This is a genomic window from Streptomyces sp. NBC_00568 (genome assembly GCF_026341855.1).
Lineage (GTDB): Bacteria > Actinomycetota > Actinomycetes > Streptomycetales > Streptomycetaceae > Streptomyces.
Window position 1 is genome coordinate 331,596 of record NZ_JAPENW010000001.1, and the last position, 26,193, is coordinate 357,788.

Annotated in this window: 21 protein-coding genes and 1 tRNA gene; 7 read left to right on the forward strand and 15 right to left on the reverse strand. The window is 71.0% G+C overall.

Annotated elements, in window-relative coordinates; genetic code table 11:
- Positions 1-8: 8 nt before the first annotated feature.
- A tRNA-Leu gene (locus tag OOK38_RS01460) sits at positions 9-93 on the reverse strand.
- Positions 94-235: 142 nt separating this feature from the next.
- Here OOK38_RS01460 and OOK38_RS01465 point away from each other — a divergent pair.
- Entirely contained in the window at positions 236-1,567 is a 1,332-nt protein-coding gene (locus OOK38_RS01465; RefSeq protein WP_266848034.1) for a DUF2254 domain-containing protein, read from the forward strand.
- Positions 1,568-1,736: 169 nt separating this feature from the next.
- On the opposite strand, the gene OOK38_RS01470 is transcribed toward OOK38_RS01465, so the two are convergent.
- The 3 genes from OOK38_RS01470 to sucC form a co-directional block, all read right to left on the reverse strand.
- Positions 1,737-3,335, reverse strand: a complete 1,599-nt coding sequence (locus tag OOK38_RS01470; protein ID WP_266848035.1) for an aldehyde dehydrogenase family protein — start codon at positions 3,333-3,335, stop codon at positions 1,737-1,739.
- Between the two features lie 143 nt (positions 3,336-3,478).
- Positions 3,479-4,420, reverse strand: a complete 942-nt coding sequence (gene sucD / locus OOK38_RS01475) for a succinate--CoA ligase subunit alpha (protein ID WP_266763901.1) — start codon at positions 4,418-4,420, stop codon at positions 3,479-3,481.
- Positions 4,421-4,431: 11 nt separating this feature from the next.
- Positions 4,432-5,562, reverse strand: coding sequence for an ADP-forming succinate--CoA ligase subunit beta (sucC, locus tag OOK38_RS01480; protein WP_266848037.1), 1,131 nt, complete (start codon positions 5,560-5,562; stop codon positions 4,432-4,434).
- Positions 5,563-5,728: 166 nt separating this feature from the next.
- Here sucC and frc point away from each other — a divergent pair, with 166 nt between their 5' ends.
- The 3 genes from frc to OOK38_RS01495 all read left to right on the forward strand — a co-directional run bounded on the left by frc (position 5,729) and on the right by OOK38_RS01495 (position 10,674).
- On the forward strand, positions 5,729-6,961 hold the full coding sequence (gene frc / locus OOK38_RS01485) for a formyl-CoA transferase (RefSeq protein ID WP_266763899.1): 1,233 nt from the start codon (positions 5,729-5,731) through the stop codon (positions 6,959-6,961).
- Position 6,962: 1 nt separating this feature from the next.
- Positions 6,963-9,167, forward strand: a complete 2,205-nt coding sequence (locus OOK38_RS01490) for an acetate--CoA ligase family protein (RefSeq protein WP_266848039.1) — start codon at positions 6,963-6,965, stop codon at positions 9,165-9,167.
- A 118-nt stretch (positions 9,168-9,285) separates the two neighbouring features.
- The gene (locus OOK38_RS01495) at positions 9,286-10,674 is read left to right on the forward strand and encodes an OFA family MFS transporter (protein WP_266848041.1); all 1,389 of its coding nucleotides are present in this window, start codon (positions 9,286-9,288) and stop codon (positions 10,672-10,674) included.
- A gap of 139 nt (positions 10,675-10,813) precedes the next feature.
- On the opposite strand, the gene OOK38_RS01500 is transcribed toward OOK38_RS01495, so the two are convergent.
- The 6 genes from OOK38_RS01500 to OOK38_RS01525 all read right to left on the reverse strand — a co-directional run bounded on the left by OOK38_RS01500 (position 10,814) and on the right by OOK38_RS01525 (position 18,172).
- On the reverse strand, positions 10,814-11,824 hold the full coding sequence (locus OOK38_RS01500) for a sugar phosphate isomerase/epimerase (protein WP_266763896.1): 1,011 nt from the start codon (positions 11,822-11,824) through the stop codon (positions 10,814-10,816).
- Between the two features lie 11 nt (positions 11,825-11,835).
- Complete coding sequence (locus tag OOK38_RS01505) at positions 11,836-13,167, reverse strand: Gfo/Idh/MocA family protein (protein WP_266848043.1); 1,332 nt, start codon at positions 13,165-13,167, stop codon at positions 11,836-11,838.
- 81 nt (positions 13,168-13,248) lie between these two features.
- The gene (locus OOK38_RS01510) at positions 13,249-14,298 is read right to left on the reverse strand and encodes a substrate-binding domain-containing protein (protein ID WP_266763894.1); all 1,050 of its coding nucleotides are present in this window, start codon (positions 14,296-14,298) and stop codon (positions 13,249-13,251) included.
- A 20-nt stretch (positions 14,299-14,318) separates the two neighbouring features.
- The gene (locus OOK38_RS01515; protein ID WP_266763893.1) at positions 14,319-15,338 is read right to left on the reverse strand and encodes an ABC transporter permease; all 1,020 of its coding nucleotides are present in this window, start codon (positions 15,336-15,338) and stop codon (positions 14,319-14,321) included.
- The gene (locus OOK38_RS01520; protein WP_266763892.1) at positions 15,335-16,873 is read right to left on the reverse strand and encodes a sugar ABC transporter ATP-binding protein; all 1,539 of its coding nucleotides are present in this window, start codon (positions 16,871-16,873) and stop codon (positions 15,335-15,337) included. The genes OOK38_RS01515 and OOK38_RS01520 overlap by 4 nt, the downstream gene beginning before the upstream one ends.
- Positions 16,874-16,990: 117 nt before the next feature.
- The gene (locus OOK38_RS01525; RefSeq protein ID WP_266763891.1) at positions 16,991-18,172 is read right to left on the reverse strand and encodes an ROK family transcriptional regulator; all 1,182 of its coding nucleotides are present in this window, start codon (positions 18,170-18,172) and stop codon (positions 16,991-16,993) included.
- 395 nt (positions 18,173-18,567) lie between these two features.
- On the opposite strand from OOK38_RS01525, the gene OOK38_RS01530 reads away from it, so the two are divergent.
- On the forward strand, positions 18,568-19,839 hold the full coding sequence (locus OOK38_RS01530) for a low temperature requirement protein A (RefSeq protein WP_266848044.1): 1,272 nt from the start codon (positions 18,568-18,570) through the stop codon (positions 19,837-19,839).
- A 45-nt stretch (positions 19,840-19,884) separates the two neighbouring features.
- Here OOK38_RS01530 and OOK38_RS01535 read toward each other — a convergent pair whose 3' ends face one another.
- From OOK38_RS01535 to OOK38_RS01550, 4 genes are all read right to left on the reverse strand, one after another.
- Positions 19,885-20,559 (reverse strand): GntR family transcriptional regulator, encoded by a 675-nt coding sequence (locus OOK38_RS01535; RefSeq protein ID WP_266765934.1) that lies wholly within the window; start codon positions 20,557-20,559, stop codon positions 19,885-19,887.
- A gap of 155 nt (positions 20,560-20,714) precedes the next feature.
- A complete protein-coding gene (locus tag OOK38_RS01540; protein ID WP_266763889.1) occupies positions 20,715-21,662 on the reverse strand; it encodes a beta-ketoacyl-ACP synthase III in 948 nt (315 codons plus the stop codon).
- 135 nt (positions 21,663-21,797) lie between these two features.
- Positions 21,798-21,932, reverse strand: coding sequence for a hypothetical protein (locus OOK38_RS01545; RefSeq protein ID WP_266763888.1), 135 nt, complete (start codon positions 21,930-21,932; stop codon positions 21,798-21,800).
- A complete protein-coding gene (locus tag OOK38_RS01550) occupies positions 21,901-23,232 on the reverse strand; it encodes an OFA family MFS transporter (RefSeq protein ID WP_266763887.1) in 1,332 nt (443 codons plus the stop codon). The genes OOK38_RS01545 and OOK38_RS01550 overlap by 32 nt, the downstream gene beginning before the upstream one ends.
- Positions 23,233-23,486: 254 nt before the next feature.
- Here OOK38_RS01550 and OOK38_RS01555 point away from each other — a divergent pair, with 254 nt between their 5' ends.
- Both OOK38_RS01555 and fdhD read left to right on the forward strand, forming a co-directional pair.
- On the forward strand, positions 23,487-24,458 hold the full coding sequence (locus OOK38_RS01555; RefSeq protein WP_266763886.1) for a 2-dehydropantoate 2-reductase: 972 nt from the start codon (positions 23,487-23,489) through the stop codon (positions 24,456-24,458).
- A 169-nt stretch (positions 24,459-24,627) separates the two neighbouring features.
- The gene (gene fdhD / locus OOK38_RS01560) at positions 24,628-25,491 is read left to right on the forward strand and encodes a formate dehydrogenase accessory sulfurtransferase FdhD (protein WP_266763885.1); all 864 of its coding nucleotides are present in this window, start codon (positions 24,628-24,630) and stop codon (positions 25,489-25,491) included.
- A gap of 129 nt (positions 25,492-25,620) precedes the next feature.
- Here the strand turns inward: fdhD and OOK38_RS01565 are convergent, their stop codons facing one another.
- Complete coding sequence (locus OOK38_RS01565; RefSeq protein WP_266763884.1) at positions 25,621-26,163, reverse strand: isochorismatase family protein; 543 nt, start codon at positions 26,161-26,163, stop codon at positions 25,621-25,623.
- Positions 26,164-26,193 lie beyond the last annotated feature (30 nt).

A 26,193-nucleotide genomic window follows, 5' to 3' on the forward strand; every position in this document is an offset into this window, starting at 1 on the left:
ACAAAGAGTGTCCGAGGGGGGACTTGAACCCCCACGCCCGTTAAAGGGCACTAGCACCTCAAGCTAGCGCGTCTGCCATTCCGCCACCCGGACTAGGTGTCTGCCGCCTGGCCGAGGGTGTTCCCCGCGGCGACATGGACAACAATACCAAGGTTTCGGAGTGCCCTTCACCTGCATATCCGGGCCCTCGGAGCGGGTCCGCGGCGCGAGGTGGGGGTGCACCTACAGTCTCACCATGGGTGACTGGATGGATACCGGTGGTTTGCGGGAGGGGCGGCGGCCGAGGGCGTTGTCGCCGTTGCGGGAGCATCTGCGGGACACGTTCTGGTTCGCGCCCACCGCGGCCATGGTGCTGGTCTTCGTGGTGTGGGCGGTGGCGTCCGAGCTCGACACCGCGATCGTCGAGGCACTGCAGAACGCGCACGAGTACGACACCCTCGATGATCTGCTGCGTCTGGCCGACGACGCGAAGACCGTGGTGACCGTGGTCAGCTCGGCCATGATGACCTTCATCGGTGTGGTCTTCAGCATCTCGCTCGTCGCCGTGCAGATGGCGAGCGGGCAGTTCAGTCCGCGGGTGGTGCGGATCTTCGTGCGCAGCCGGATCACCAAGGCCACCTTCGCCGTCTTCCTCGCGACGTTCCTGCTGTCACTCCTCGTGCTGACCTCGTACGAGGGGCAGGCCGAGGCCCGGCTGGTGACCTCGGTCCCCCTGGTCCAGTCGGTTCTGACGCTCCTGATGCTGGGGCTGAGCCTCCTGCTCTTCGTGATGTACGTGAACCAGACCCTGCGGCTCATGCGCATCAGCCATGTCATCGACCGGATCACCCGGGAGGCGTTCAAGGTCGTCGCGCGGATGCCCGTGGCCCGTTCGTCCGGTGAGGAGGAGTCGCTCGGTCCCGAGACCGCCCGGGTCGCCCATCACGGGCGGGCCGGCGTCCTGCGGGACGTGAACATCGCCCGGCTGGTGAAGGCGGCCCGGCAGCAGGGGGTCGTCCTGCGGCTGATCCCGCGGATCGGGGACTTCGTCGTGCCGGGCACGCCCCTGCTCGCCGTGCACGGAGGTCCCGCTCCCTCGGGGCGGTCCCTGAGCTACACCGTGTCCGTCGGTGTCGAGCGCACCTTCCACCAGGACTTCGGGTTCGGGCTGCGCCAGCTGTCCGACATCGGGCTGCGGGCGCTGTCGGCCGCCGTGAACGACCCGACCACGGCCGTGCAGGCGATCGACCGCATCGTGCAGTTCCTCTCCGCCGTCGCCGGGCGGCCCCTCGACGCGGCGCTCCATCGCGACCGGCGCGGGAACGTGCGGCTGGTGCAGCCCGTGCCCGGGTGGACCGAACTGGTCGATCTCGGATTCGCCGAGATCCGGGGGTGCGCGGTGGGCAGTCCGCAGGTCACCCGGCGCATCCTCGCCGGGCTCGACGACCTGGCCGTGACCGCTCCCGCGGACCGCCGCGAGCCGCTGCTCCGGCACCGCGCCCTGCTCGTCGAGGCCGTGGAGCTCACGGTGTCCGAGGCGTCGGACCGCGCCTTCGCCCTGCGCCCGGACCGGCAGGGCATCGGGTAGCCGGCCCGGTACGCCGGCCGCCCCACCCGCGTAGTGCGCAGCGCACCGGGCCACCCCCGTAAGGCGGCGCCCTGTCACGGACCCGGTCGGGCGGCGCCCTTCCAGGACGCCGCCCGCGCTCACCTCACGAAACTCGCAACGCTCACGGCGCTCACGGCGCTCACGGCGCTCACGGCATCAGGTGATAGTCCGGGAAGTTCCCCGGCAACCGCTCCCCCTCCGGCCCCCGGGTCACCGCGCGCACCAGGAGTTCGCCGCCGACGAACGCTCCGCGCCACGACGCGCCGAAGCCGCCGAAGAGTTCGTCGCGGTCGCCCCGGGAGCGGGGCTTTCCGTGGCCGACCTTGAACGCGCGGATCTGCGGGGCGAGTCGGCTGTACGTCGCCTCGTCGTCCGTGGACAGCGTGGCGACCAGCGCGCCGTTCGACGCGTTCATCGCGGCGAGCAGCTCGGCCTCGGTGTCGACCAGGACGATCGTGTCGACCGGGCCGAAGGGTTCCGCGTGGTGCAGCGGGGAGGACGGGGGCGGGTTGAGGAGCGTGACGGGCTGGACGTACGCGGCCGTGTCCTGGCCGGGCAGGAAGCGGGCGTCGGACAGGCTGCCGCGGTGCAGCGGGACGGCGCCCCGGTCGATGGCCTCGGCGACCTGGTCGTGGAGTTCCTTGGCCTTGGCCGCGTTGATGACCGGGCCGAAGTCGAGGGCCGGGTACGGGTCGTCCGGGTGCTCGACGGCGAGCGGGTGGCCGGTCCGCAGGGTGCGGACGGCGGGGAGGTACGCGGTGAGGAACTCGTCGAACAGGGCGCGCTGGACGACGAAGCGCGGGTAGGCCGTGCAGCGCTGCTTGCCGTAGTCGAAGAGCTTCGGGACGACGGCCGTCAGCGCGTCCCAGTCTGTGTGGTTCCAGATGCCCCAGGTGTTGAGCCCCTCCTGTTCGAGGACATGCCGCTTGCCGAGGTCGGCGACGGCGGTGGCCACCGCGGCTCCGGTGTCCCGGCCGCCGACGAAGGAGACGCAGCCGATCTCGGGCGCGCGCACGAGCGCCTCCGACAGCTCGCCGCCACTGCCGCTGACGAGGGTGACGGGGATGCCTTCGCGTACGGCGAGCGCGCAGGCCAGGGTGAGACAGGCGACGCCACCGTCGGTCGGGGTCTTGGCGATGACCGCGTTGCCCGCCAGCGCCTGCACCAGCATCGCGTGGACGAGCACGCTCATCGGGTAGTTCCAGCTGGCGATGTTGGAGACGGGTCCGTCCAGCGGGGCCCGGCCCTCCACCATGGGCTCGATGCCGTCGACGTACCAGCGCACGCCGTCGATCGCGCGGTCCACGTCGGCCTGCGCGAGCCGCCAGGGCTTGCCGATCTCCCAGACCAGCAGGAGGGCGAGCAGTTCGCGGTGTTCGGTGAGCGCGTCGAGGGTCGCCGCCACGCGGGCCCGGCGTTCCGCGAGGGGCACATGGCGCCAGGCCCGGTGCTGGTCCAGCGAGGCGCGGACGGCCTGCCGGGCGGTGGCGCCGTCGAGCCGTGGCGGTCCCGCGATGGGGCTGCCGTCGACGGGGCTGGTGGCGGGCAGTGCCCGGCCGTCCGCCTGCCAGCCGGAGTTCCAGAGGTTGAGTACCCGGTCGTCGCGGAACGCCTCGGGGGCGACGGCGAGGCACCGCCGCCAGGCGTCGGTCCAGGACGTTCCCGCCTTGAGGACAAGGGGGGTGGGGTCGCGGGGGGCGGGGTGGTGAGGGGTGGGGTCCAGCGGGTTGGCGTCGAGGGTGGTCATGGGTGTCTCCGCTCTCGGTGCACAGTCGGGGGCGGGGGGCCCGGCTTCTGCCGAGCGGCAGGTCGTACGGGCCCGCGCGAACAGTCGTCGCGTACGTAGGGGGAACGTAGTGAGGTCGTACGGTTTCCGGCAGTCACCTCACATTAACTATGAGTGACGTCACTCCGGGTATCCGGCTCGGCCAGCCGGGCCAGGACCAGTCGGGCGGTCTCGGTCGGGGTGCCGCCCACGCTCACCCCGGCCGCCTCCAGGGCCGCCTTCTTGGCCCGGGCGGTGCCCGAGGAGCCGGAGACGATGGCGCCGGCGTGGCCCATGGTCCGGCCCTCGGGGGCGGTGAAACCGGCGATGTAGCCGACGACGGGCTTGGTGATGTGGTCGCGGACGTAGGCGGCCGCCCGCTCCTCGGCGTCGCCGCCGATCTCCCCGATGAGAACGATCAGCTCGGTGTCGGGGTCGTCCTGGAAGGCCGCCAGGCAGTCGATGTGGGTGGTGCCGACGACGGGGTCTCCGCCGATGCCCACGCAGGTCGAGAAGCCGATGTCCCGTAGTTCGTGCATCAGTTGGTAGGTGAGGGTGCCGGACTTGGAAACCAGGCCGATGCGTCCCTGCCGGGTGATGTCGGCGGGGATGATGCCGGCGTTGGACTGTCCGGGGGAGATGAGGCCGGGGCAGTTGGGGCCGATGACGCGGGTGCCCCGGGCCGCGGCATGGGCGCGGAAGGCGACGGTGTCGTGGACGGGGATGCCCTCGGTGATGACGACGGCGAGACCGATCCCGGCGTCGGCGGCCTCCATCACGGCCGCCCGGGCGAAGGCGGGCGGGACGAAGACGACGCTCACGTCGGCGCCGGTCGCCTCGATCCCGTCTCGCACCGAACCGAAGACAGGGACGGCCCTGGGGGCGCTTCCCAGGCCCTCGGGGCTCTGGGGGACGTCGAAGTCGACGGTCCGGCCGGCCTTGCGCGGGTTGACCCCGCCGACGATGTTCGTGCCGGCCGTGAGCATGCGCCGGGTGTGCCTCATGCCCTCGCCGCCGGTCATGCCCTGGACGAGGACCTTGGACTCCTTGGTGAGAAATATGGCCATGTCCTGCTCCTTCAGCCGGCGTCGGCGAGTCGGGCGGCGAGGCGGGCGGCGTCGTCCATCGTGGTGGCCTGCCGCACCAGGGGGTGAGCGCGGTCGTCGAGGACGGCCCGGCCCCGTACGGCGTTGTTGCCGTCGAGCCGGACCACCAGCGGCTTGGTCGGCCGTACGGCGTCCAGGGCCCGCACGATGCCGTCGGCGACCGCGTCGCAGGCGGTGATGCCGCCGAAGACATTGACGAGGACGGACTTGACGTCCGGGTCGGAGAGGACGACGGACAGGCCGTCGGACATGACCCGCGCGGAGGCCCCGCCGCCGATGTCGAGGAAGTTGGCGGGGCGGGCGCCGCAGCCGGCGACCACGTCGAGGGTCGACATGACGAGGCCCGCGCCGTTGCCGATGACGCCGACCTCGCCGTCCAGCTTCACGTAGTTGAGGCCCTTGGCCGCGGCCGCCGCCTCCAGCGGGTCGTCGTGCCGTTCGTCCTGCTCGCCCCAACGCGTCTGACGGAAACGGGCGTTGTCGTCGAGCGTCACCTTGCCGTCGAGGGCCAGGAGGTGTCCCTGGACGGTACGGACGAGCGGGTTCACCTCGACGAGGAGGGCGTCCTCGCGGGTGAGGACCTGCCAGAGCCGCATCAGGATGTCGGCGGTCCGCGGCGGCAGCCCGGCAGCCCGTACGATCTCGTTCGCCTTCGCCGAGGTGACGCCCTCGACCGGGTCCACGGGGACGCGCGCCACCGACTCCGGCCTGGTCGCGGCCACTTCTTCGATCTCCGTGCCGCCCTCGGCCGAGGCGATCGCGAGGAATTGTCCGGCGGCGCGGTCGAGGACGTACGAGACGTAGAACTCGCTCTCGATGTCCGCGGGTTGGGCCAGCATCACCGTGCGGACCGGGTGCCCGTTGATGTCCGTGCCGAGGATCTGACGTGCCGTCCGCTCGGCAGCGGCGGGGTCCTCGGCGAGCCTGACACCGCCCGCCTTGCCGCGTCCGCCGGTCCTGACCTGCGCCTTGACGACGACGCGACCGCCGAGCCTGCGGGCGATCCCGCGCGCCTCGCGGGGTGAGTCCGTGACTTCCGCGCGCGGGACCGGGATGCCGAACTCCTCGAAGAGCTGCCGCGCCTGATGCTCGTACAGGTCCATGATTCGGCTCCTGTCCTGAAAGTGGTGCACGACCCCTGGACATCACCCATCGGATGCGGGATAACAATCTTCATACAGTATTCGTCGACTGTATGCAATGTGCCGAACCTGGCCCACCGCCGGCGGCATCGGGGCGGCTCAAGGCAACGGACAAGTGAGGTGACCTGTGACGACCAAGGCTCTCGAAGGCATCCGCGTCCTGGACATGACGCACGTTCAGTCCGGTCCCTCGGCGACCCAGTTGATGGCATGGCTCGGCGCCGACGTGGTCAAACTCGAGGCACCGTCCGGTGACATCACCCGCGCGCAGCTGCGGGACATCCCGGACGCCGACTCCCTCTACTTCACCATGCTCAACAGCAACAAGCGCAGCATCACCCTCAACACCAAGACGGAGCGCGGCAAGCAGCTCCTGACCGAGCTGATCCGCCGCTCGGACGTCATGGTGGAGAACTTCGGCCCCGGCGCGATCGACCGCATGGGTTTCACCTGGGACCGCATCCGCGAGATCAACCCGCGGATCGTCTACGCCTCCATCAAGGGCTTCGGGGACGGTCCGTACACCAACTTCAAGGCGTACGAGGTGGTCGCGCAGGCCATGGGCGGCTCCATGGCCACCACCGGTTTCGAGGACGGGCCGCCGATGGCCACCGGCGCGCAGATCGGCGACTCCGGCACCGGCATCCACGCCGTCGCCGCCATCCTGGCCGCCCTCCTCCAGCGCACCCGCACCGGACGCGGCCAGCGCGTCAACGTCGCCATGCAGCACGCCGTCCTCAACCTCTGCCGGGTCAAACTGCGCGACCAGCAGCGCCTCGCGCACGGGCCGCTCGCCGAGTACCCCAACGAGGACTTCGGCGACGAGGTGCCCCGCTCCGGCAACGCCTCCGGCGGCGGCCAGCCCGGCTGGGCCGTCAAGTGCGCGCCCGGCGGCCCCAACGACTACGTCTACGTCATCGTCCAGCCCACCGGCTGGAAACCGCTCACCGGGCTGATCGGGCGCCCCGAGCTCGCCGACGACCCCGAGTGGGCCACCCCGCAGGCCCGGCTGCCCAAGCTCGCCAAGATGTTCCAGCTCATCGAGGAATGGACCAGCACCTTGCCCAAATGGCGGGTGCTGGAGAAACTCAACGCCCAGAACATCCCGTGCGGACCGATCCTGTCCACCAAGGAGATCATCGAGGACGCCTCGCTCGCCGCCAACGACATGGTCGTCGAGGTCCAGCACCCCGAACGCGGCTCCTATGTCACCGTCGGCAGTCCGCTCAAACTCTCCGACTCCCCCGTCGACATCACCGCCTCTCCGCTGCTGGGTGAGCACAACGAGGAGATCTACATCGGCGAACTCGGCCTCGGCGACGAGGAATTGCGGCTGCTCAGGTCGGGCGGGGTGATCTGAGGTGACGGACCAGGACCGGGTGGCGAGGGTGCGGGCGCTCCTCGACGGCGTACGGGGCGAGGGTCGGACCGCGCTGACGGCGCCCGAGGGCAAGCTGCTCGCCGACGCCTACGGGATCGCCGTGCCCGGCGAGGAGATCGCGCACGACCAGGACGAGGCGGTGGCCCACGCGGAGCGCTTCGGCGGCCCCGTGGTGATGAAGATCGTCTCCCCCGACATCCTGCACAAGACCGATGCCGGCGGTGTGCTGGTCGGTGTCGAGGGGGCGGCGGACGTACGGGCCGCCTTCCGAACGATCGTCGAGAACGCGCGGGCGTACGACGTCCGCGCCCGGATCGACGGCGTGCAGATCCAGGAGCTGCTCCCCCGCGGGCAGGAGGTCATCGTCGGCGCGGTCACCGACCCCACCTTCGGCAAGGTCGTCGCCTTCGGACTGGGCGGTGTGCTCGTCGAGGTCCTCAAGGACGTCACCTTCCGGCTCGCGCCGGTGACCGCCGACGAGGCGCTGTCGATGCTGGACTCGATCCGCGCGGCGGAGATCCTGCGCGGGGTACGGGGCGCGCCGCCGGTGGACCGGCCGGCGATCGCCGAGCAGATCCGGCGGGTCTCCGAACTCGTCACGGACTTCCCCGAGATCGCCGAGGTGGACCTCAACCCGGTGATCGCCACCCAGCGGGGCGCGGTCGCGGCCGACATCCGGGTGATCCTCGGCCCGAGCGCGCAAGCCGAACGGCGCCGGTACACCCGGGCGGAGATCCTCACGTCGATGGACCGGCTGATGCGGCCCTCGTCGATCGCCGTGATCGGCGCCTCCGACGTTCCGGGCAAGATCGGCCACGCGGTGCTGCGCAACCTCATCGACGGGGGCTTCGCGGGCGAGATCCATCCGGTGAACCCACGGGCCGACGACATCCAGGGCCGCAAGGCCTACGCGAGTGTCGCGGACATCCCCGGAGAGGTGGACGTCGCGGTCTTCGCCGTCCCCGCCCCCGCGGTGGCCCGGGTCCTGAAGGAGGTCGGGCGCAAGAACATCCCCAACGCGGTCCTGATCCCCTCAGGGTTCGCGGAGACCGGCGAACACGGACTCCAGGACGAGATCGTGGCCATCGGCGAGCGGTACGGCGTCCGGCTGCTGGGCCCGAACATCTACGGCTACTACTCGACCTGGCAGGACGTGTGCGCCACGTTCTGCACACCGTACGACGTGAAGGGCGGTGTCGCGCTCACCTCGCAGTCCGGTGGCATCGGCATGGCCGTCCTGGGGTTCGCGCGCACCACGAAGACGGGTGTCTCGGCGATCGTCGGGCTCGGGAACAAGGCGGACCTGGACGAGGACGACCTGCTCACCTGGTTCGGCGAGGACCCGCACACGACGTGCGTCGCGATGCACCTGGAGGACCTCAAGGACGGCCGCGCCTTCGTGGAGGCGGCCCGCGCCACGGTCCCGAGGAAGCCGGTCGTCGTACTGAAGGCCGGGCGTACGGCCGCCGGCGCGCGGGCCGCGGGCTCGCACACCGGCGCGCTGGCGGGCGACGACGCCGTCTACGACGACATCCTGCGGCAGGCCGGTGCCGTCAGGGCTCCCGGGCTGAACGACATGCTGGAGTACGCGCGCGCCCTGCCGGTGCTTCCCACTCCCCGGGGCGACAACGTCGTGATCATCACGGGCGCGGGCGGCAGCGGCGTGCTGCTGTCCGACGCGGTGACCGACAACGGGCTGTCCCTGATGGAGATCCCGCCGGACCTCGACGCGTCCTTCCGGAAGTTCATCCCGCCCTTCGGGGCCGCGGGCAACCCGGTGGACATCACGGGTGGCGAGCCGCCGTCGACGTACGAGGCGACGATCCGGCTCGGCCTTCAGGACCCGCGCGTCCACGCGCTCGTCCTCGGCTACTGGCACACCGTCGTGACCCCTCCCATGGTCTTCGCCGAACTCACCGCGCGCGTGGTGGCCGAGTTCCGCGAACGCGGCATCGAGAAGCCCGTGGTGGCGTCGCTCGCGGGCGACGTCGAGGTCGAGGAGGCCTGCCGGTACCTGTACGAGCGGGGGGTCGTGGCCTACCCGTACACGACCGAGATGCCGGTGGCGGTACTCGGCGCGAAGTACCGCTGGGCGCGCGCGGCGGAAAGGCTGCGGGCCGAAGCCCTGTCCGGCAGGACGGTGGCGGGAGACGGGCGGGATGTTGGGGGGCCGTCCATGACATGAGTGTGTGCGGGGGCGGCCGACGGTGCGCGTCGGCCGCCCCCGGGACCCGCGGGCGCACGAAAGGCATTTGGCAGGGGGCGCTGACCAGATCTTTCGACGCAAGGGGTGCTAGAGCGACATGACAACCACCGACTACTCGACTCCCGTCCCCTATCAAGAGGTGACGGATCACAACGGCCGCGTGTATCGCATCGGCGAGTCCGATGTCGACATCATGGGCCGCAAACGCGCATGGATGGTCTTCCTGCCCTGGGCGGGCATGATGGGCATCAGTTCCGCCGAGTACGCGTTCACGTCGGCGGAGGACACGCTCCACGAGGCTCATCTGTGGAGCAGCGGACACATCTTCTGGCTGATGGGCGTCTGGGTGTTCTTCCAGGCGGCCGTGGCCTTCCCGGCCGGGCAACTGCGCGAGAGCGGCAGGCTCCCGGCCCGTACGGCGATGCTGCTGGGCGCGCTGGGCACCCTGCTCGGCTATGTGTCCCTGGCGTTCGCGCCGAACGTGGCGGTCGCCTATCTCGGCTTCGGCATGTGCAGCGGCATCGGCGCCGGTCTCGTGTACGCGACCAGCGTGAACATGGTCGGCAAGTGGTATCCGGAGCGCAAGGGCGGCAAGACGGGCTTCGTCAACGGCGGCTTCGCCTACGGGTCCGTGCCCTTCGTGTTCCTGTTCACCTCGTACATGGATCTGAGCAACTACCGGGGCGTCCTGGTGGGTGTCGGTCTGCTCTGCTGTGCGGTGGTCGCGGTGTCCGGCTGGTTCTTCAAGGACCCGCCGAAGGGCTGGTGGCCGGCGAACGTGGATCCGCTGAAGGTGTCGGACGACCCGAAGGTCCGGCGGGCGCTGGAGAAGAACCCTCCGGCGGTGAAGCAGTACACCCCCAAGGAGGCCTCGCGTACCCCCGTTCTGTGGATGATGTGGTTCTGTCTGCTGTGCACGGCCGGGATCAACATCTTCGGCATCGCCTTCCAGGTCCCGTTCGGCAAGGACATGGGCTTCGCGGGCGGGATCGTGGCCACGGCGATGTCCCTGAAGGCCATCGTCAACGGCACCGGGCGCGGTGTCATCGGCTGGATCTCCGACCGGTTCGGACGGCGCCACACCCTGATCATCGTGTGTCTGGTGCTGGGCACGGCGCAGTTCGGCGTCCTGGTCTCCGGCCAGATGGGGAGCATGCCGTTCTTCCTGTTCTGCTCCATGGTCTCGGGCTTCGGCGGCGGCGCGATCTTCCCGCTGTTCGCGGCCATGACGGCCGACTACTTCGGTGAGAACAACAACGCCTCCAACTACGGGATGGTCTACAGCTCGAAGCTGATCTCGGGCCTCGTGGGCTCCGGCATGGGCGCGGTCGTCGTCGGCGCGTGGGACTACCAGGGCGCGTTCGTGCTCGCCGGGTCCATCGGTCTGGCGTCCGCCGTGCTGGCCCTGTTCCTCAAGGCACCGGACAGGCCGCAGGCCCGGACCATCGTTCCCAATCCGCACCCGCTCGGCGAGGAGATGGCGTGACCTCGGGCTGACACCGCGAGCGTGTGGCGAACGAACGGCCCGGCACACGAGGGTGCCCTCCCCGCTAGTCGGCGGGGAGGGCACCCTCGTGGGCCGGGCCGTGCCGTGCTGTGCCTGCTGCTGTCGGGCGGTGGGGCGGCTAGGGGCTGTCGTTGCCGCCGAACGCCGCGTCGAACGATGCCGACGCCGGCTCGAAGTCGTACGCCTTGAGGCGGGTCAGGGCCTCGGGCGCTCCCTGGAGCCGGTCCATGCCCGCGTCCTCCCACTCGACCGAGACGGGCCCCGTGTAGTCGATGGAGCGCAGCATGCGGAAGACGTCCTCCCAGGGGACGTCGCCGTGGCCCGCGGAGACGAAGTCCCAGCCGCGCCGCGGGTCGCCCCAGGGCAGGTGGGAGCCGAGCCGGCCGTTGCGGCCGTCGAGGCGCTTGCGGGCCTCCTTGCAGTCGACGTGGTAGATCCGGTCGCGGAAGTCGTAGAGGAAACCGACCGGGTCGAGGTCCTGCCAGACGAAGTGCGACGGATCGAAGTTGAGGCCGAAGGCGGGCCTGTGGTCGATCGCCTCCAGGGCCTTGTGTGTCGTCCAGTAGTCGTAGGCGATCTCGCTCGGGTGGACCTCGTGCGCGAACCGGACGCCCTCGGCGTCGAAGACGTCCAGGATCGGGTTCCAGCGGGCGGCGAAGTCCTCGTAGCCGCGCTCGATCATGGATTCGGGGGCGGGCGGGAACATCGCGACGAGGTGCCAGATCGCCGAGCCGGTGAACCCGATGACGGTGTCGACGCCGAAGGCCGCCGCCGCGCGAGCGGTGTCGGCGATCCCGGCGGCGGCCCGCTTGCGCACGCCCTCGGCCTCGCCGTGGCCCCAGATACGGGCGGGCAGGATGGCCCGGTGGCGTTCGTCGATGATGGCGTCGCAGACGGCCTGGCCGACCAGATGGTTGGAGATGGCCCAGCACTTGAGGCCGTACTTGTCGAGAAGCGCGCGCCGGGACTCGACGTACGACGGATCGTCGAGCGCTTTGTCGACCTCGAAGTGGTCGCCCCAGCAGGCGAGTTCGAGTCCGTCATAGCCGAAGTCACGGGCCAGGCGGCAGACCTCTTCGAGGGGCAGATCAGCCCACTGGCCGGTGAAGAGAGTGAAGTTGCGCGGCATTCCGGGCCTCCTCAGACCGCTACAGGTGTGTAAAGGGAGTTCTTCTCGGCACTCTCCTCGACCGCCGCGAGGACGCGCTGCACCTGCAGGCCGTCGGCGAAGGACGGCGTGGGCGGGCGCCCGGCCGCGATCGCCCGGACGAGGTCGCGGGCCTGGTGCACGAAGGTGTGCTCGTAGCCGAGGCCGTGCCCCGGCGGCCACCAGGCGTCGAGGTAGGGGTGGTCGGGCTCGGTGACGAGGATGCGGCGGAAGCCCGCGTGGCTCGCGGGTTCGGTGTGGTCGTGGTAGGCGAGTTCGTTGAGGCGCTCCAGGTCGAAGGCCAACGAGCCGCGCTCTCCGTTGAGTTCGATGCGCAGGGAGTTCTTGCGTCCGGTGGCGAAGCGGGAGGCCTCGAAGGAGGCGAGCGCTCCGGAGGCGAACCGGGCGGTGAAGAGGGCTGCGTCGTCGACGGTGACGGCGCCCGAGCGCGAGCCCGGTACGGGATCGGAACCCGATCCCGAGCCGGACCCCGAGCCGGACCCCGGACCCGAGCCAGGACCGGAGCCCTCGCCGGAGCCGGAAGACGGAACGGAACCCGTGCCGGCCGCCGACGCGCCCGTCTGCGGCACAGCCGACAGCCCACTGGACGCCCGCAGGGGCAGGGGACGTCGGCGTACGAAGGTCTCGGTGAGGGCGGACACCCCGCCGAGCGGCTCCCCCGCCAGATACTGCGCGAGGTCGACGATGTGGGCCCCGAGGTCGCCGAGGGCGCCGGAACCGGCCGTCTCCTTGCGGAGTCTCCAGGTGAGCGGGAACTCCGGGTCCACCAGCCAGTCCTGAAGGTACGTCACCCGGACGTGCCGCAGGGCTCCGAGGCGGCCCTCGGCGACCATGGAGCGGGCGAGCGCCGTGGCGGGGAGCCGGCGGTAGTTGAAGCCCACCATGGACATCTGGCCGCGCCCGAGGGCCGAAGCGGCCGCCGCCGCCATGGCCTCGGCCTCGTCGACCGTGTTCGCCAGTGGCTTCTCGCACAGCACGTGCTTGCCCGCGGCCAGCGCGGCGACGGCGATCTCGGCGTGGCTGTCACCGGGTGTGCAGATGTCGACGAGGTCGACGTCGTCCCGGGCGATCAGCGCACGCCAGTCGGTCTCGGTGGCCCCCCAGCCGTGCCGGTCCGCCATCGCCCGCACGGCCTGTCCGTCCCGGCCGCAGACGGCGGCGAGGACCGGGCGGCGCGGCAGGTCGAAGACGCGGCCCACGGTGCGCCAGCCCTGTGAGTGGGCGGCGCCCATGAACGCGTAGCCGACCATGCCCACGCCCAATGGCGGCTTGGCGGCCTCGTCGCCCTGGTGCGGCTGTCCCATGCGGGTGTCCTCCTCGTCGTCGTGGCGCGGTGGGGGTGGGGCCCTGTCTCCCGGACAGGGCCCCCGTGTCGGCAGGGCGCATCACTTGAAGCCGGTGGCCATGTACTGCTTGACGTTGTCCTTGTCGACGACGGCCGAGAAGAGCGTGAGCGACGCGGGGATCTCGAACTCGGCGAGCCCTCCGATGCCCTTGCCCTGCCCGAGGGTGCGGGCGAGGTCGATGGCGGACGCGGCCATGGTCGGCGGGTACAGGACGGTGGCCTTCAGGACGCTGTCGCCGGCCTCGATGGCCTGGAAGGCGGAGAGCGCCCCGGCCCCGCCGACCATCAGGAAGTCGTCGCGGCCGGCCTGCTCGATCGCCCGCAGCGCCCCCACGCCCTGGTCGTCGTCGTGATTCCACAGGGCGTCGAACTTGGGCTGTGCCTGGAGGAGTTGGGACATCTTGGCCTGGCCCGACTCGACGGTGAACTCGGCCGCCTGGCGGGCGACCTTCTTGATGTTCGGGTAGTTCTTCAGAGCCGCGTCGAAGCCCTCGGTGCGCTGCTTGGTGAGTTCCAGGTTGTCGAGCCCGGCGAGTTCGATGACCCGGGCGCCCGCCTTGCCCTTGAGCTTCTCTCCGATGTAGTGACCCGCGCTGAGGCCCATGCCGTAGTTGTCGCCGCCGATCCAGCAGCGGTACGCCTGGGGCGAGTTGAAGATCCGGTCGAGGTTGATGACGGGGATGCCCGCGCGCATGGCCTTGAGGCCGACCTGAGTGAGGGCCTTGCCGTCGGCCGGCAGCACGACCAGGACGTCGACCTTCTTGTTGATCAGCGTCTCGATCTGGCCGATCTGGGCGGCCGTGTCGTTGGAGCCTTCGGTGATCTCCAGGGACACGTCCGAGTACTTCTTGGCCCTGCTCCTGGCGTTGTCGTTGATGGCGTTGAGCCAGCCGTGGTCGGCCTGCGGTCCGGCGAAGCCGATGGTGACGTGCTTGCCGGGCTTGTCGTCGGCGGCCGGCTGGTCGTTCGCGGCCGGCTTGTCGTCCTTGGTGTCGTTGCTGGTACAGCCGACGAGGAGGGCGCCGGCCGAGACGGCGGCGGTCCCGAAGAGCAGTCCTCTGCGACTGGTCAGGCTCATGGGTTCTGGCATGGCGGTGGACCCTTCCCGTGTCAGGTCGTGCTTGCTGTGCGCCGCTGGACCAGGACCGCGGCCACGATGATCGCGCCCTTGGCGATCTGCTGGACGTCGCTCTGGAGGTTGTTCAGCGCGAAGATGTCGGTGATCGTCGTGAAGATCAGAACGCCGAGGACCGAGCCGGTGATGGTGCCGCGGCCCCCGCTGAGCAGGGTGCCGCCGATGATCGCGGCCGCGATGGCGTCGAGTTCGTAGAGGTTTCCGTTGGTGTTCGTGCCGGAGCCGGACAGGATGATCAGCAGGAAGGCGGCGATGCCGCAGCAGAGTCCGGAGAGCAGATAGAGATACAGCCGCTGACGTCGTACGTCGATGCCGGCGAGCCGTGCCGCCTCCGCGTTGCCGCCGACGGCGACCGTGCGCCGGCCGAAGGTGGTGCGGTTGAGGATCAGCCAGCCGAGGACGGTGACGACGGCGAAGACCAGGACCAGCGGCGGGACACCAAGGACGTAGGAGTCGCGTTCGCCGAGCTTGAGGATGCCGTCGACCGAGACGATCTGCGTCCTGCCGTCGGTGATCTGGAGGGCGAGGCCGCGGGCCGAGGCGAGCATGGCGAGCGTCGCGATGAAGGGGACCATCCCGCCGTACGCGACGAGCAGTCCGTTGACCAGGCCGCAGCCCAGGCCGACCAGCACCGCGGTGAAGAGGATGCCCGTGAAGCCGTACTCCTGGGTGGCGACCGTGGTGGCCCAGACCGAGGAGAGCGCGACGATCGCGCCGACCGACAGATCGATTCCGCCGGAGGTGATGACGAAGGTCATCCCGACGGTGACGACGCCGATCACCGAGGCCTGGGTGAGGACGAGTTGGAGGTTGCGCGTGTCGAGGAACTCGTCGGGCCTGGTGATACCGCCGATGACGATCAGGGCGGCGAGGACGCCGAGGAGCGAGAGGGTGCGGACGTCGGCGCGGGCCACGACCGTGCGCCACGCGGGGAGTTCACCCGTCGACGGCACCTTGTCGGTGCCGTCCCGGGGCGGGGACACATGCTGCGTCATGACGCCGGGCTCCCTTCACTGGCCACAGGACTTCCTTCCATCACGAGGTCGAGTACGCGGTGTTCGTCGAGCTCGCGGGCGGGTGCCGTGTGCACGACGCGCCCCTCGCGGAGCACCAGGACGCGGTCGGCGAGCCCGAGCACCTCGGGCACTTCGCTGGAGACCAGCAGCACGGCGAGCCCCTCGTCGGCCAGCCGGCGGATCACCGCGTACAGCTCGGCGCGGGCTCCGACGTCGACGCCGCGGGTGGGCTCGTCGAGGAGCAGAACGCGGCAGCCGCGCAGCAGCCAGCGGGCCAGCACTGCCTTCTGCTGGTTCCCGCCGGACAGCGTCCTGACCGGCACCGCGGGGTTGTCGGGGCGCAGGGAGAGCTCGCGGGTGGCCGCCCGGGCCGCGCCGCGTTCGGCCCGCCGGTCGATCCAGCCCCCGTGCGCGTAGCGGGACATGGAGGACACGGAGACATTGCGGGTGACCGACTCCAGCATCAGCAGGGCCTGCGCCTTGCGCTCCTCGGGGGCCAGTCCGACTCCGGCGCGCACGGCGGCTCGTACGCTGCCGGTGCGCAACGGCTTCCCGTTCACGCTGACCCGGCCGGTGGTCGGCCTGCGTGCCCCGTAGATCGTCTCCAGGATCTCGGAGCGGCCGGAGCCGACGAGTCCGGCCAGGCCGACGATTTCACCCGGGCGCAGTTCGAGGTCGAGCGGCGCGAACTCCCCTTGCCGGGAGAGGCCTTGGACCGTGAGGACGGGGTCACCCGGTGGCCGCGCGCCGGTCCGGTCCGGGAAGACGTACTCGACGTTGCGTCCCGTCATCAGGGCCACGATCTCGCGGGTCGGTGTCGACCTGGCGGGCAGTCCCCCCGCCACCGCGCGCCCGTCCTTGAGCACGGTGACCCGGTCGCCGATGCGGCGGATCTCCTCCAGGCGGTGCGAGATGTAGACCACCGCGACACCGTCCGCGGTCAGGTCCCCGACGATACGGAAGAGGTTGTCGACCTCGTCGGGGTCGAGGGCGGCCGACGGTTCGTCCATGACGATGAGGCGCACGTCGTGGGAGAGCGCCCGCGCCATGGAGACGATCTGCTGCTGGGCGGCGGACAGATCACCGACGAGCCGCGCCGGATCGATCTCCGGATGCCCGAGCCGCTTGAGAAGGGCGGCGGTCGCCGCCTTGGCGGCCTTGCCCCGTACGACGAATCCGGCGGCGGTGGGTTCATGTCCGAGGTGGACGTTCTCGGCGACCGACAGCCCCTCCACCAGGTCGAGTTCCTGGTAGATGGTGGCGATGCCCAGGCGCATGGCGGCGATCGGGGACTTGAGGGTGACGGGCTCGCCGCGCCAGTCGATGGTGCCGTCGTCGGGCTGGTGGGCGCCGGCCAGGACTTTGATGAGGGTGGACTTCCCGGCGCCGTTCTGGCCCAGCAGGCAGTGCACTTCACCGGCCTGGACGTCGAGGTCGACGCCGTCGAGGGCCCGGACTCCGGGGAACGACTTGGTGATGCCGGACATGGTGAGCAGGGGTGGTTCTGGTGCCATGACGGTTCCCTCGGGCAGGCGTGCAGGCCGGTTGCCGGGCGGTGCGCGTACGGGGCGGGCGGTTTCGGGCACGGCGGAGCGGGACGCGGCGCCGGTGGTCCGATTCCTGGAGGTGACTTACGCGGGCGAGAACAGGTGGTCGCTGATCAGCCGGGCCCCGCCGATGACTCCGGCGGTCGGGCCCAGCTCCCCGAGGACGATGGGCAGATTGCCGGTCGCGAGCGGAAGCGACTGGCGGTAGACCTGGGTGCGGATCGCGGCCAGCAGGGTGTGGCCGAGACCTGTCACCCCACCGCCGATCACCACCAGGCCGGGATTGAAGAAGCTGACGAGTGCGGCGATGACCTGGCCGGTGCGGTTGCCGCCCTCCCGGATCAGATCGAGCGCGGTGGCGTCGCCCGCCGCGGCGGCCGCGGCGACGTCGACGGCGCTCAGCCCGCCATTCGTCTCCAGCCGCGAGGCGAGCTCGGCCGACAGTCCCTGCCGGGCGGCCTCCACGGCGTCGCGCGCGAGCGCGGCGCCGCTGAAGTGGGCCTCCAGGCAGCCCCGGTTGCCGCAGGCGCACGGCCGTCCGTCGGGCACCGCCTGGATGTGCCCGATGTCGCCGGCGCTGCCCGTCGCACCGCGATGGACCTCACCGCCGACGACGATGCCGCAGCCGATGCCGGTGCCGATCTTGACGCAGAGGAAGTCGCCCACGGAGCGTGCGACGCCCGCGTGCTGCTCCCCCATGGCCATCAGGTTCACGTCGTTGTCGACCATGACCGGACAGCCGAGTTCCTGGCTGAGCGCCTCGCGGACCGGGAAGCCGTCCCAGCCGGGCATGATCGGCGGGGCGACCGGGACACCCTCGGGGAAACGGACGGGACCCGGGACGCCGATCCCTGCGCCGTCGAACCCCTCCGCGAACCCCGACGCCTTCAACTTCGCCGCCATGGCGAGCACTTGCTCGGAGACCGCGACCGGGCCCTCGCGTACGTCCATGGGCTGGTTGATGTGCCCGAGGATCTCCAGCTCCGCGTTGGTGACGGCCACGTCGATCGAGGTCGCGCCGATGTCGACGCCGAGGAAGCGCAGCGCCGGTGCGAGCCGGACGTTGTGCGAGCGGCGTCCGCCCCGTGAGGCGGCGAGTCCGTCGGCCACCACGAGCCCGGTCTCCAGCAGCCGGTCCACCTCGACGGCCAGTTTCGACCGCGAGAGGTCGACCTGATCGCCGAGCTGGGCACGGGAGTTGGGACCACCGTCACGCAACAGCCGCAGCAGCCTGGCCTGGTGAGCGTTCGCGGGTCGTGCCGTCATACGTCTCACAAGCCCCTCCCCGCCTCGATCGGCCGGCGTCCGTCAGGTTCCGGCCAACCTCACCGGCCCTGCTTTCGAGGGGAACGTAGCAGCGGCTGCCGGGAGTTGGAAGAAGTTGCGCAGGAATTCCCGCTGACTTTCCCCACTCCCAGGACAAAGGGAGGCCGACGGCCGGAGAGCCGGACTCTCAGCGGGACGGCCGCATACGATCTCCGCATCGATCTGTCGCGGGGGGACACATGAGCATGGCGGGGAACGAGGCGGGCCACACGTCGGTGGACGAACCGGCGCAGCCGGTGGCGCGGGGGGTGCCCGGTCCGTCCCCGGCAGGGGACGCGGGTGCGGCGGCGCGTGCGATGCCGGCCGAGGCTGTGCACCCGCCAGGTGGCGAACCCGTGGACCCGCGAGCGGAAGAGGCGGGGAACCAGGCCACAGGAGGGGCGGGGACCCCGGCCGCGGAAGAGGCGGGGCGCCCGGCCACGGAAGAGACGGGGCGCCCGGCCACGGAAGAGGCGAGCCGCCGGGTCAGCACCCTGGAGCTCTTCTTCGACCTGGTCTTCGTCTTCACCCTCACCCAGCTCACCGTGCTGCTCGCCTCCGATCTGTCGTTCTCGACGGCGGCGCGCGTCGCGCTGATCTTCGTGGTGCTGTTCTGGATGTACGGCGCGTACGCGTACCTCACCAACCAGGTGCCGCCCGACCGGCCTTCACGGCGGATCCTGCTGTTGCTGGGTATGGGCGCCTTCCTGGTGTGCGCGCTGGCCATCCCGCGCGCCTTCGACGACGGCGGCGTCGTCTTCGGCCTGGGCTTCCTGGCCGTCGTGCTCGTGCACAGCGCGCTCTACACCCGCGAGCACGGCCGCGACGTCGTCTGGTACGCGGTGCCGAACTCGCTGGCCGCGCTGGCGGTCACGGCGGCCGGGCTGTTCGACGGCCCGCGCGCCGACGGGCTGTGGCTGCTGGCGCTGCTCTTGCAGTTCGTCACACCGTTCTTCGCCGAGCACGGTCCGCGGCGCCGGGGCGGGCGCGAAGCCGCCGCGCTGCGTTCGCAGTTGGGCGCGCTCGACCCGGCCCACTTCGTCGAACGGCACGGGCTGCTGCTGATCGTCGCGTTCGGCGAGTCCGTCATCGCGATCGGCATCGGGATCGGGGACCGGCCGCTCACCGCGGACCTGTTCGTGGGCGCCTTCCTCGCGCTCGCGCTGGCCGGTGCCCTGTGGTGGACCTACTTCGTGCGCGACGAGCACGGGGCGGAGGCCGCGTTCACGGCGACGCCGCCGGACCGGCGCTGGCGCCTGGCGATGAACGCCTACTACTACGCCTTTCTGCCCATGCTGCTCGGCATCGCCTATTGCGCGGCGGGGGTGAAGAAGACGCTCGGGCATCTCACCGAGCAGCTGCACACCGGTCCGGCCCTGGCGCTCGCGGGCGGGGTCGCGCTGTTCCTCGCCGGGGACGTGGCGTTCCGTTCGGTGCTGCGGCTGTGGCCGGTGACGTTCCGCGCGGTCGCGGTACCCGTCGCGGCGGCCACCGCGCTGCTCGGCGTCCGTCTGTCGGCGGTCGCCGAACTTCTCGCTCTGGTCGCGGTGCTGGTGGTGATGCTCGGCGCGGAGGCCCGCTGGTCGCCGTGCCGCCCGGCCTCGCGACCGGGCGGGGGCCCGAGCTAGGGCTCGGGCTCGGGCTCGGGCTCGGGGAGGGTTTCCGTCGGCTGACTACTTCTCGCGGTCGTGGTACATCTTCCGCGTGTGCTCCGTGTGGGCCCGCATGACCGCGGTGGCGCGCTGTTCGTCGCGTTCCGCTATCGCGGCGATCAGTTCGCGGTGTTCGATCCAGGACTGCCGGCCGCGCTGCCGGGCCACCGGCGTGTAGTACCAGCGGACCCGGCGGTCGACCTGGGCGGCTAGTTCGGCGAGGACCGTGTTGCCGGCGAGTTCCATCACCTTGGCGTGCAGCCGCGCGTTCATCGCGACTGCGCCGTCCACGTCGTCGGCGGCTACCGCCCGCTCGCCCTCCGTGCACAGGTCCTCGAGCGCGGTGATGGCGGCGGTGCCCGCGTTGGCGGCGGCGAGCCGGGCGGCCTCGGCCTCCAGGAGCGTACGGACCGTGAGGAGCTGGTCGGCCTCCTCCTCGGTCGGCTCGTGCACGAACGCGCCCTGGGCGGGCCGCAGATCGACCCATCCCTCGGTGCTCAGCCGCTGGAGGGCCTCGCGCACGGGCTGCCGGGACACCCCGAGATGACCGGCGAGTTCGCTCTCGACGAGATGCTGGCCCGGCTGGAGGGCGCGGGTGGTGATGAGTTCCAGCAGCGCCTCGTAGACACGGTCACGCAGCGGACCGGGCCGCTCGAGCTTGGGTACCGCTCCCTGAGGCAGGCCTGTCGACAACATCACGGTCCCTCCTGGGCAGCGCCGTCGCCGCGATAGGAAAGTCGATTATCAATTGTCTTTCGCCTACAGTCTACGGCGCACAAACGCCGAGGGGCACGGGAGTTGGGCTTGTCACACCCGGGTGCGCGAGGGCCGGACGAGCAGCTCAGGCCGCCTCACGGGCAGCGGACGACCTGCCCGGCGTAGGACAGGTTGCCGCCGAAGCCGAACAGCAGGACCGGGTCGCCGGTGGAGATCTCGCCGCGCTCGACGAGCTTGGAGAAGGCCAGCGGGATGCTCGCGGCGGAGGTGTTCCCGGATTCGACGACATCCCGCGCGACGACGGCGTTGACCGCGCCGATCTTCAGGGCGAGGGGTTCGATGATGCGCAGGTTGGCCTGGTGCAGGACGACTCCGGCGAGGTCCTCGGGCGCGAGGCCGGCCCGCTCGCAGGCCTTGCGGGCGATCGGCGGGAGCTGCGTGGTGGCCCAGCGGTAGACGCTCTGCCCCTCCTGCGCGAACCGCGAGGGAGTGCCCTCGATGCGCACCGCGTTGCCCATCTCGGGCACCGAGCCCCACAGGACCGGCCCGATGCCGGGCTCCTCGCCCGCCGGACAGGCCTCGACGACGGCGGCCCCCGCGCCGTCCCCGACGAGGACGCAGGTCGTGCGGTCGGTCCAGTCCGCCACGTCGCTCATCTTGTCGGCGCCGATGACCAGCGCCCGGGTCGCGGCGCCGGCGCGCACGGCGTGGTCGGCGGTGGCGAGGGCGTGGGTGAAGCCGGCGCAGACGACGTTGACGTCCATGGCGGCCGGCGAGGGGATGCCGAGGCGGGCGGAGACCCGGGCGGCCATGTTCGGGGAGCGGTCGACGGCCGTGGAGGTGGCGACGAGGACGAGGTCGATGTCGCTCGGCGTCAGGCCGGCCGCGGCGAGCGCCTTGGCTGCGGCGTGCGCGGCGAGCTCGTCGACCGGTTCGTCGGGCCCGGCGATGTGGCGCGTCCGGATGCCCACCCGGCTCGTGATCCACTCGTCGCTGGTGTCGACCAGGCCTGCCAGGTCCTCATTGGTGAGTACCTTGGCGGGCTGGTAATGGCCGACGGCGGCGATCCGTGAGCCGTTCATGAGTGGTCCCCCTCGTGCTTCGGTAGCGGGATCCACCAGTCTGATCAATGACTCGCGGGTACGACGGCAGGTGATGCCACAGGAAAGGGACGCCAGGCTTGTCGGCTTCTGTCAGACTCTCGGACGCCCGAACACCTACCCCGAGAACAGTTGCGTCGCCTTCTGGACCAGTTCGTAGAGGCCGTAGCACAGGGGTGCGCCCACCCACAGCCAGGCGAAGGCGATCAGCGGTCGCCTGTCAGGCGGACTCGGGCTGCTGTCGTGCGACATCGGCGGCCTCCCTCGGTGCGGGGATGTGGTGGCGGGCGTGGACGGGCCGTACGAACTCGTTCGCGACGAAGCCGACGGCGAGCAGCCCGATCATGATCAGGAACGACAGTCCGTACAGGGAGGAGCCGTGTTTGCCGGCCGCCTCCTGGTGGTCCGCGATCCAGTTGACGATCAACGGGCCGAGGACACCGGCGGTGGACCAGGCGGTGAGCAGCCGGCCGTGGATGGCACCCACCTGATAGGTGCCGAAGAGGTCCTTCAGATACGCCGGGATCGTGGCGAAGCCTCCGCCGTAGAAGGAGAGGATCACCAGCGCGGCGAGGATGAACAGCGGCTTGGAGGAGTCCCCGAACCAGGCGATGACCGCGTACATCAGCGCGCCGGCCCCGAGGTAGACGCGGTAGATGTTCTTGCGTCCGATCAGGTCGGAGGTCGAGGACCAGCCGATCCGGCCCGCCATGTTGGCCGCGGAGAGCAGAGCGACGAAACCGGCGGCGGCGGAGACGGAGACCGGTGTGGAGGAGTCCGCGAAGAAGTCCGTGATCATCGGGGCGGCCTTCTCCAGGATGCCGATGCCCGCGGTCACGTTCATGCAGAGCACGAGCCACAGACACCAGAACTGCGGAGTGCGTACGGCGCTGCGCGCGGAGACCTGGACCCCGTCGAGCGCGCTCGGCCCGGACGCGGACGGCTTCTCGCCTCGGGGCACGCGCACCAGCAGCACCCCGAGCGTCATGAACACGGCATACGTCAGCCCGTGCACGAGGAAGGCGAGCGCGATCCCGGAGGAGTCGGAACCGAACGACTTCAGCATCTGGGCGGACCAGGGCGAGGCGATCAGCGCGCCGCCGCCGAAGCCCATGATCGCGATGCCGGTGGCCATGCCGGGCCGGTCCGGGAACCACTTGATCAGAGTGGAGACGGGTGAGATGTAGCCGATGCCGAGGCCTGTCCCGCCGACGAAGCCGTAGCCGAACACGATCAGCCAGTACTGCTCGGTGGCGGCGCCCAGCGCGGCGATGACGAAGCCGGAGGAGAAGCAGACGAGGGCGACGGTCATCGCCCAGCGCGGGCCGTTGCGCTCGACGAGCGTGCCGCCGAACGCGGCCGACAGACCGAGCATCACGATGCCGAGCTGGAAGGGCAGCGCGCTCTGGGTTCCGCTGAGACCGAGCGCGGATTCGAGCGGCGGCTTGAAGACGCTCCAGGCGTAGGCCTGGCCGATGGAGAGGTGGACCGACAGGGCGGCCGGCGGGACGAGCCAGCGGCTCCAACCGGGCGGTGCGACAGGAGGGCTCATGATCCGGAACGATAGGAAGCGGTTGCCCGGCTGTGAACCCACGCGACACGAACGGGGCGACCGTATGCGACGAGCGGTCCCCCTGGCGCGACGAACGGTCACCGGGTCCGGGTTCCTCGCGCCGCGCGCGGAGTGCCCCACGGCCCCTGGCGTCGTCGGACCCCTTGCCCGCGCTCATTCCATCCTGTAGACAATATTTCGTCGACAGAGTTCGGAAGTTCCTCGGTACCCTCGACCGAACGGAGCGCCACACAGTGAGAGTCGCAGTTCTCGGCGCCGGTGCGATCGGCGCCTACGTCGGCGCCGCGCTGCACCGCGCCGGCGCCGACGTGCATCTCGTCGCCCGTGGACCGCATCTCGCGGCCATGAGGCAGCACGGCGTCCACGTCATCAGCCCGCGCGGGGACTTCACCGCGCGGGCCCACGCCACCGACGACCCGGCCGACATCGGTCCGGTCGACTACGTCTTCCTGGGCCTGAAGGCCAACTCGTACGCGGCGTGCGGGCCGCTCATCGAGCCGCTGCTGCACGACACCACGGCGGTGATCGCCGCCCAGAACGGCATTCCCTGGTGGTACTTCCACCGGCACGGCGGCCCCTACGACGGCCACCGGGTGGAGAGCGTGGACCCGGGCGGCGCGGTCAGCGCGGTGCTGGCGCCGGAGCGGGCCATCGGGTGCGTCGTGTACGCCGCCACCGAGCTGGAGGGACCGGGAGTCGTACGCCACCTCGAAGGCACCCGGTTCTCCATCGGCGAGCCCGACCGGTCCGTCTCGGCGCGCTGCCGGGCGTTCGGCGACGCCATGCGGGACGGCGGACTGAAGTGCCCGGTCGAGCCGGACCTGCGCAATGACATCTGGCTCAAGCTGCTCGGCAACATCTCCTTCAACCCGATCAGCGCACTGGCCCGGGCCACCATGCGGCAGATGTGCCTGCACGGCGGGACGCGCAGGGTCATCGAGATCATGATGACCGAGACACTGAGCGTCGCCGAGGCCCTCGGCTGCGAGGTGGGCGTGTCCATCGAGCGGCGCCTCGCGGGTGCCGAGCGGGTCGGCGACCACCGCACCTCCACGCTCCAGGACCTGGAGCGCGGCAAGCCCCTGGAACTCGACGTGCTGCTCGCGGCCGTCGTGGAACTGGCGGAGATCACCGGGGTGCCGGTGCCGACGCTGCGGACCGTGCACGCCATCTCGGATCTGCTCGCGCTGCGGACGGCCGCATGAACGCGGAGCGGGCCGCCCGCCGAGGCGGCACGCGGCCCGCTCCGTACGTGCAGGACAATGAGAACGTGAAGGCCACCTCCCCGCACGACGATGCGGTGACCGCACGGCAACCGCCGCATGAAGGGCCGCTCCGGCCAGCCGCACGTACAGAAGCGGGACTGATCACGACATGGGACGAGTCACGGAACGACGCAAGGTGATCCGCATCCGGGACGGGGCCGTGAGCACCCGCCCGGACACGCTCGTCGCCGAGGAACCGCTGGAGATCCGCCTCAACGGCAAACCTCTGGCGATCACCATGCGCACCCCGGGCGACGACTTCGCGCTGGCCGCGGGCTTCCTGGTGAGCGAAGGGGTGCTGGGCCGGGCCGACGAGCTGCAGAACATCGTGTACTGCGCGGGGGCCACGGTGGACGGCTCCAATTCCTACAACGTCGTCGACGTGCGGACGGCGCCCGGCGTCGTCATCCCCGACATCACGCTCGAACGCAACGTGTACACGACGTCCTCGTGCGGCCTGTGCGGCAAGGCGAGCCTCGACGCGGTCCGAACGACGGCCCGCTGGCCCGTCGACGACACGGAGGGCGGCACCACTCCCCCGGTGCGACTGGAGCCCGAGCTGCTGTCCAGCCTCCCCGACCGGCTGCGCGCGGCCCAGCGGGTCTTCGACCGGACCGGGGGCCTGCACGCGGCGGCGCTGTTCACCGAAGGGGGCGAGCTGGTCGACGTGCGCGAGGACGTGGGCCGGCACAACGCGGTCGACAAACTGGTCGGCCGCGCCCTGCAGAACGGCACGCTCCCGCTCGCCCGGACGGTCCTGCTGGTCTCCGGCCGGGCCTCCTTCGAGCTGGCGCAGAAGGCGGTGATGGCGGGCATCCCGGTGCTCGCGGCGGTCTCCGCCCCGTCGTCCCTGGCGGTCGACCTGGCCGTGGAGACCGGCCTGACCCTGGTCGGCTTCCTGCGCGGGGCCAACATGAACGTGTACGCGGGCGAGCACCGCGTCGCCCTGCGGGCCGCGGCCGCCCAGGGCTGACACCGGTTCCCCGCGACACGGCGGTGGGGCCCCGAACGGCGGGGAGCGCCCCCTGCGCCGGAGGGGCCCCGCCTCGGCCCAGGACCCCTGCGGCCTCGGCGAACGCGGGCACCTCACCGGCGCTCACACTCAACCCGTCTCGAAGCTCACCTCGCCGGCCCTCACGACCGTGCCGAGGCGCGGGAAGTCCAGGCGGACGGAGGCCTCGTGCTCGGGGGCGGTGAACGCGGCCATCGCGTCCTCCACGAAGACGAGGTCGTAGCCGAGGTCACCGGCGGCGCGGGCGGTCGACTCGACCCCCAGGTTGGTGGCGATTCCGCCGAACACCAGGGTGGAGACGCCGTGTTCGCGCAGCCGTTCGTCGAGACCGGTGCCCTGGAACCCGCCGATGGTCCGCTTCACGATCTCCAGATCACCCTCCGCGACGAGCCCGGCGACGAGCCCGCTGCCGGGCGGCTGCTCCGGTACTCCGGACCGCTCGACCCGGATGAGCACCACGAGAGCGCCCGCCTTCCGGAAGGAGGTCGCCAACTCCTCCGCGGTGGCGAGGACTTCGGTGCCCTTGTGGGGCGCCAGGGGCAGCGCCACGATGCGCTCCATCAGATCCACGAGCACCAGGGCGGTGCGCGCCGGGTCGAGGGCGAGGCGGGGTTCGGCTTCGGGTGCGGTCATGACGGAACGTTAGCCCGCATCAGCCGTCCG

Bases quoted from the DNA above. Each gene is read 5' to 3' on its own strand.
- OOK38_RS01465 (WP_266848034.1), top strand. From the start codon at position 236: ATGGGTGACTGGATGGATACCGGTGGTTTGCGGGAGGGGCGGCGGCCG.
- OOK38_RS01470 (WP_266848035.1), bottom strand. From the start codon at position 3,335: ATGACCACCCTCGACGCCAACCCGCTGGACCCCACCCCTCACCACCCC.
- sucD (WP_266763901.1), bottom strand. From the start codon at position 4,420: ATGGCCATATTTCTCACCAAGGAGTCCAAGGTCCTCGTCCAGGGCATG.
- sucC (WP_266848037.1), bottom strand. From the start codon at position 5,562: ATGGACCTGTACGAGCATCAGGCGCGGCAGCTCTTCGAGGAGTTCGGC.
- OOK38_RS01495 (WP_266848041.1), top strand. From the start codon at position 9,286: ATGACAACCACCGACTACTCGACTCCCGTCCCCTATCAAGAGGTGACG.
- OOK38_RS01500 (WP_266763896.1), bottom strand. From the start codon at position 11,824: ATGCCGCGCAACTTCACTCTCTTCACCGGCCAGTGGGCTGATCTGCCC.
- OOK38_RS01505 (WP_266848043.1), bottom strand. From the start codon at position 13,167: ATGGGACAGCCGCACCAGGGCGACGAGGCCGCCAAGCCGCCATTGGGC.
- OOK38_RS01510 (WP_266763894.1), bottom strand. From the start codon at position 14,298: ATGCCAGAACCCATGAGCCTGACCAGTCGCAGAGGACTGCTCTTCGGG.
- OOK38_RS01515 (WP_266763893.1), bottom strand. From the start codon at position 15,338: ATGACGCAGCATGTGTCCCCGCCCCGGGACGGCACCGACAAGGTGCCG.
- OOK38_RS01520 (WP_266763892.1), bottom strand. From the start codon at position 16,873: ATGGCACCAGAACCACCCCTGCTCACCATGTCCGGCATCACCAAGTCG.
- OOK38_RS01525 (WP_266763891.1), bottom strand. From the start codon at position 18,172: ATGACGGCACGACCCGCGAACGCTCACCAGGCCAGGCTGCTGCGGCTG.
- OOK38_RS01535 (WP_266765934.1), bottom strand. From the start codon at position 20,559: ATGTTGTCGACAGGCCTGCCTCAGGGAGCGGTACCCAAGCTCGAGCGG.
- OOK38_RS01540 (WP_266763889.1), bottom strand. From the start codon at position 21,662: ATGAACGGCTCACGGATCGCCGCCGTCGGCCATTACCAGCCCGCCAAG.
- OOK38_RS01545 (WP_266763888.1), bottom strand. From the start codon at position 21,932: ATGTCGCACGACAGCAGCCCGAGTCCGCCTGACAGGCGACCGCTGATC.
- OOK38_RS01550 (WP_266763887.1), bottom strand. From the start codon at position 23,232: ATGAGCCCTCCTGTCGCACCGCCCGGTTGGAGCCGCTGGCTCGTCCCG.
- fdhD (WP_266763885.1), top strand. From the start codon at position 24,628: ATGGGACGAGTCACGGAACGACGCAAGGTGATCCGCATCCGGGACGGG.
- OOK38_RS01565 (WP_266763884.1), bottom strand. From the start codon at position 26,163: ATGACCGCACCCGAAGCCGAACCCCGCCTCGCCCTCGACCCGGCGCGC.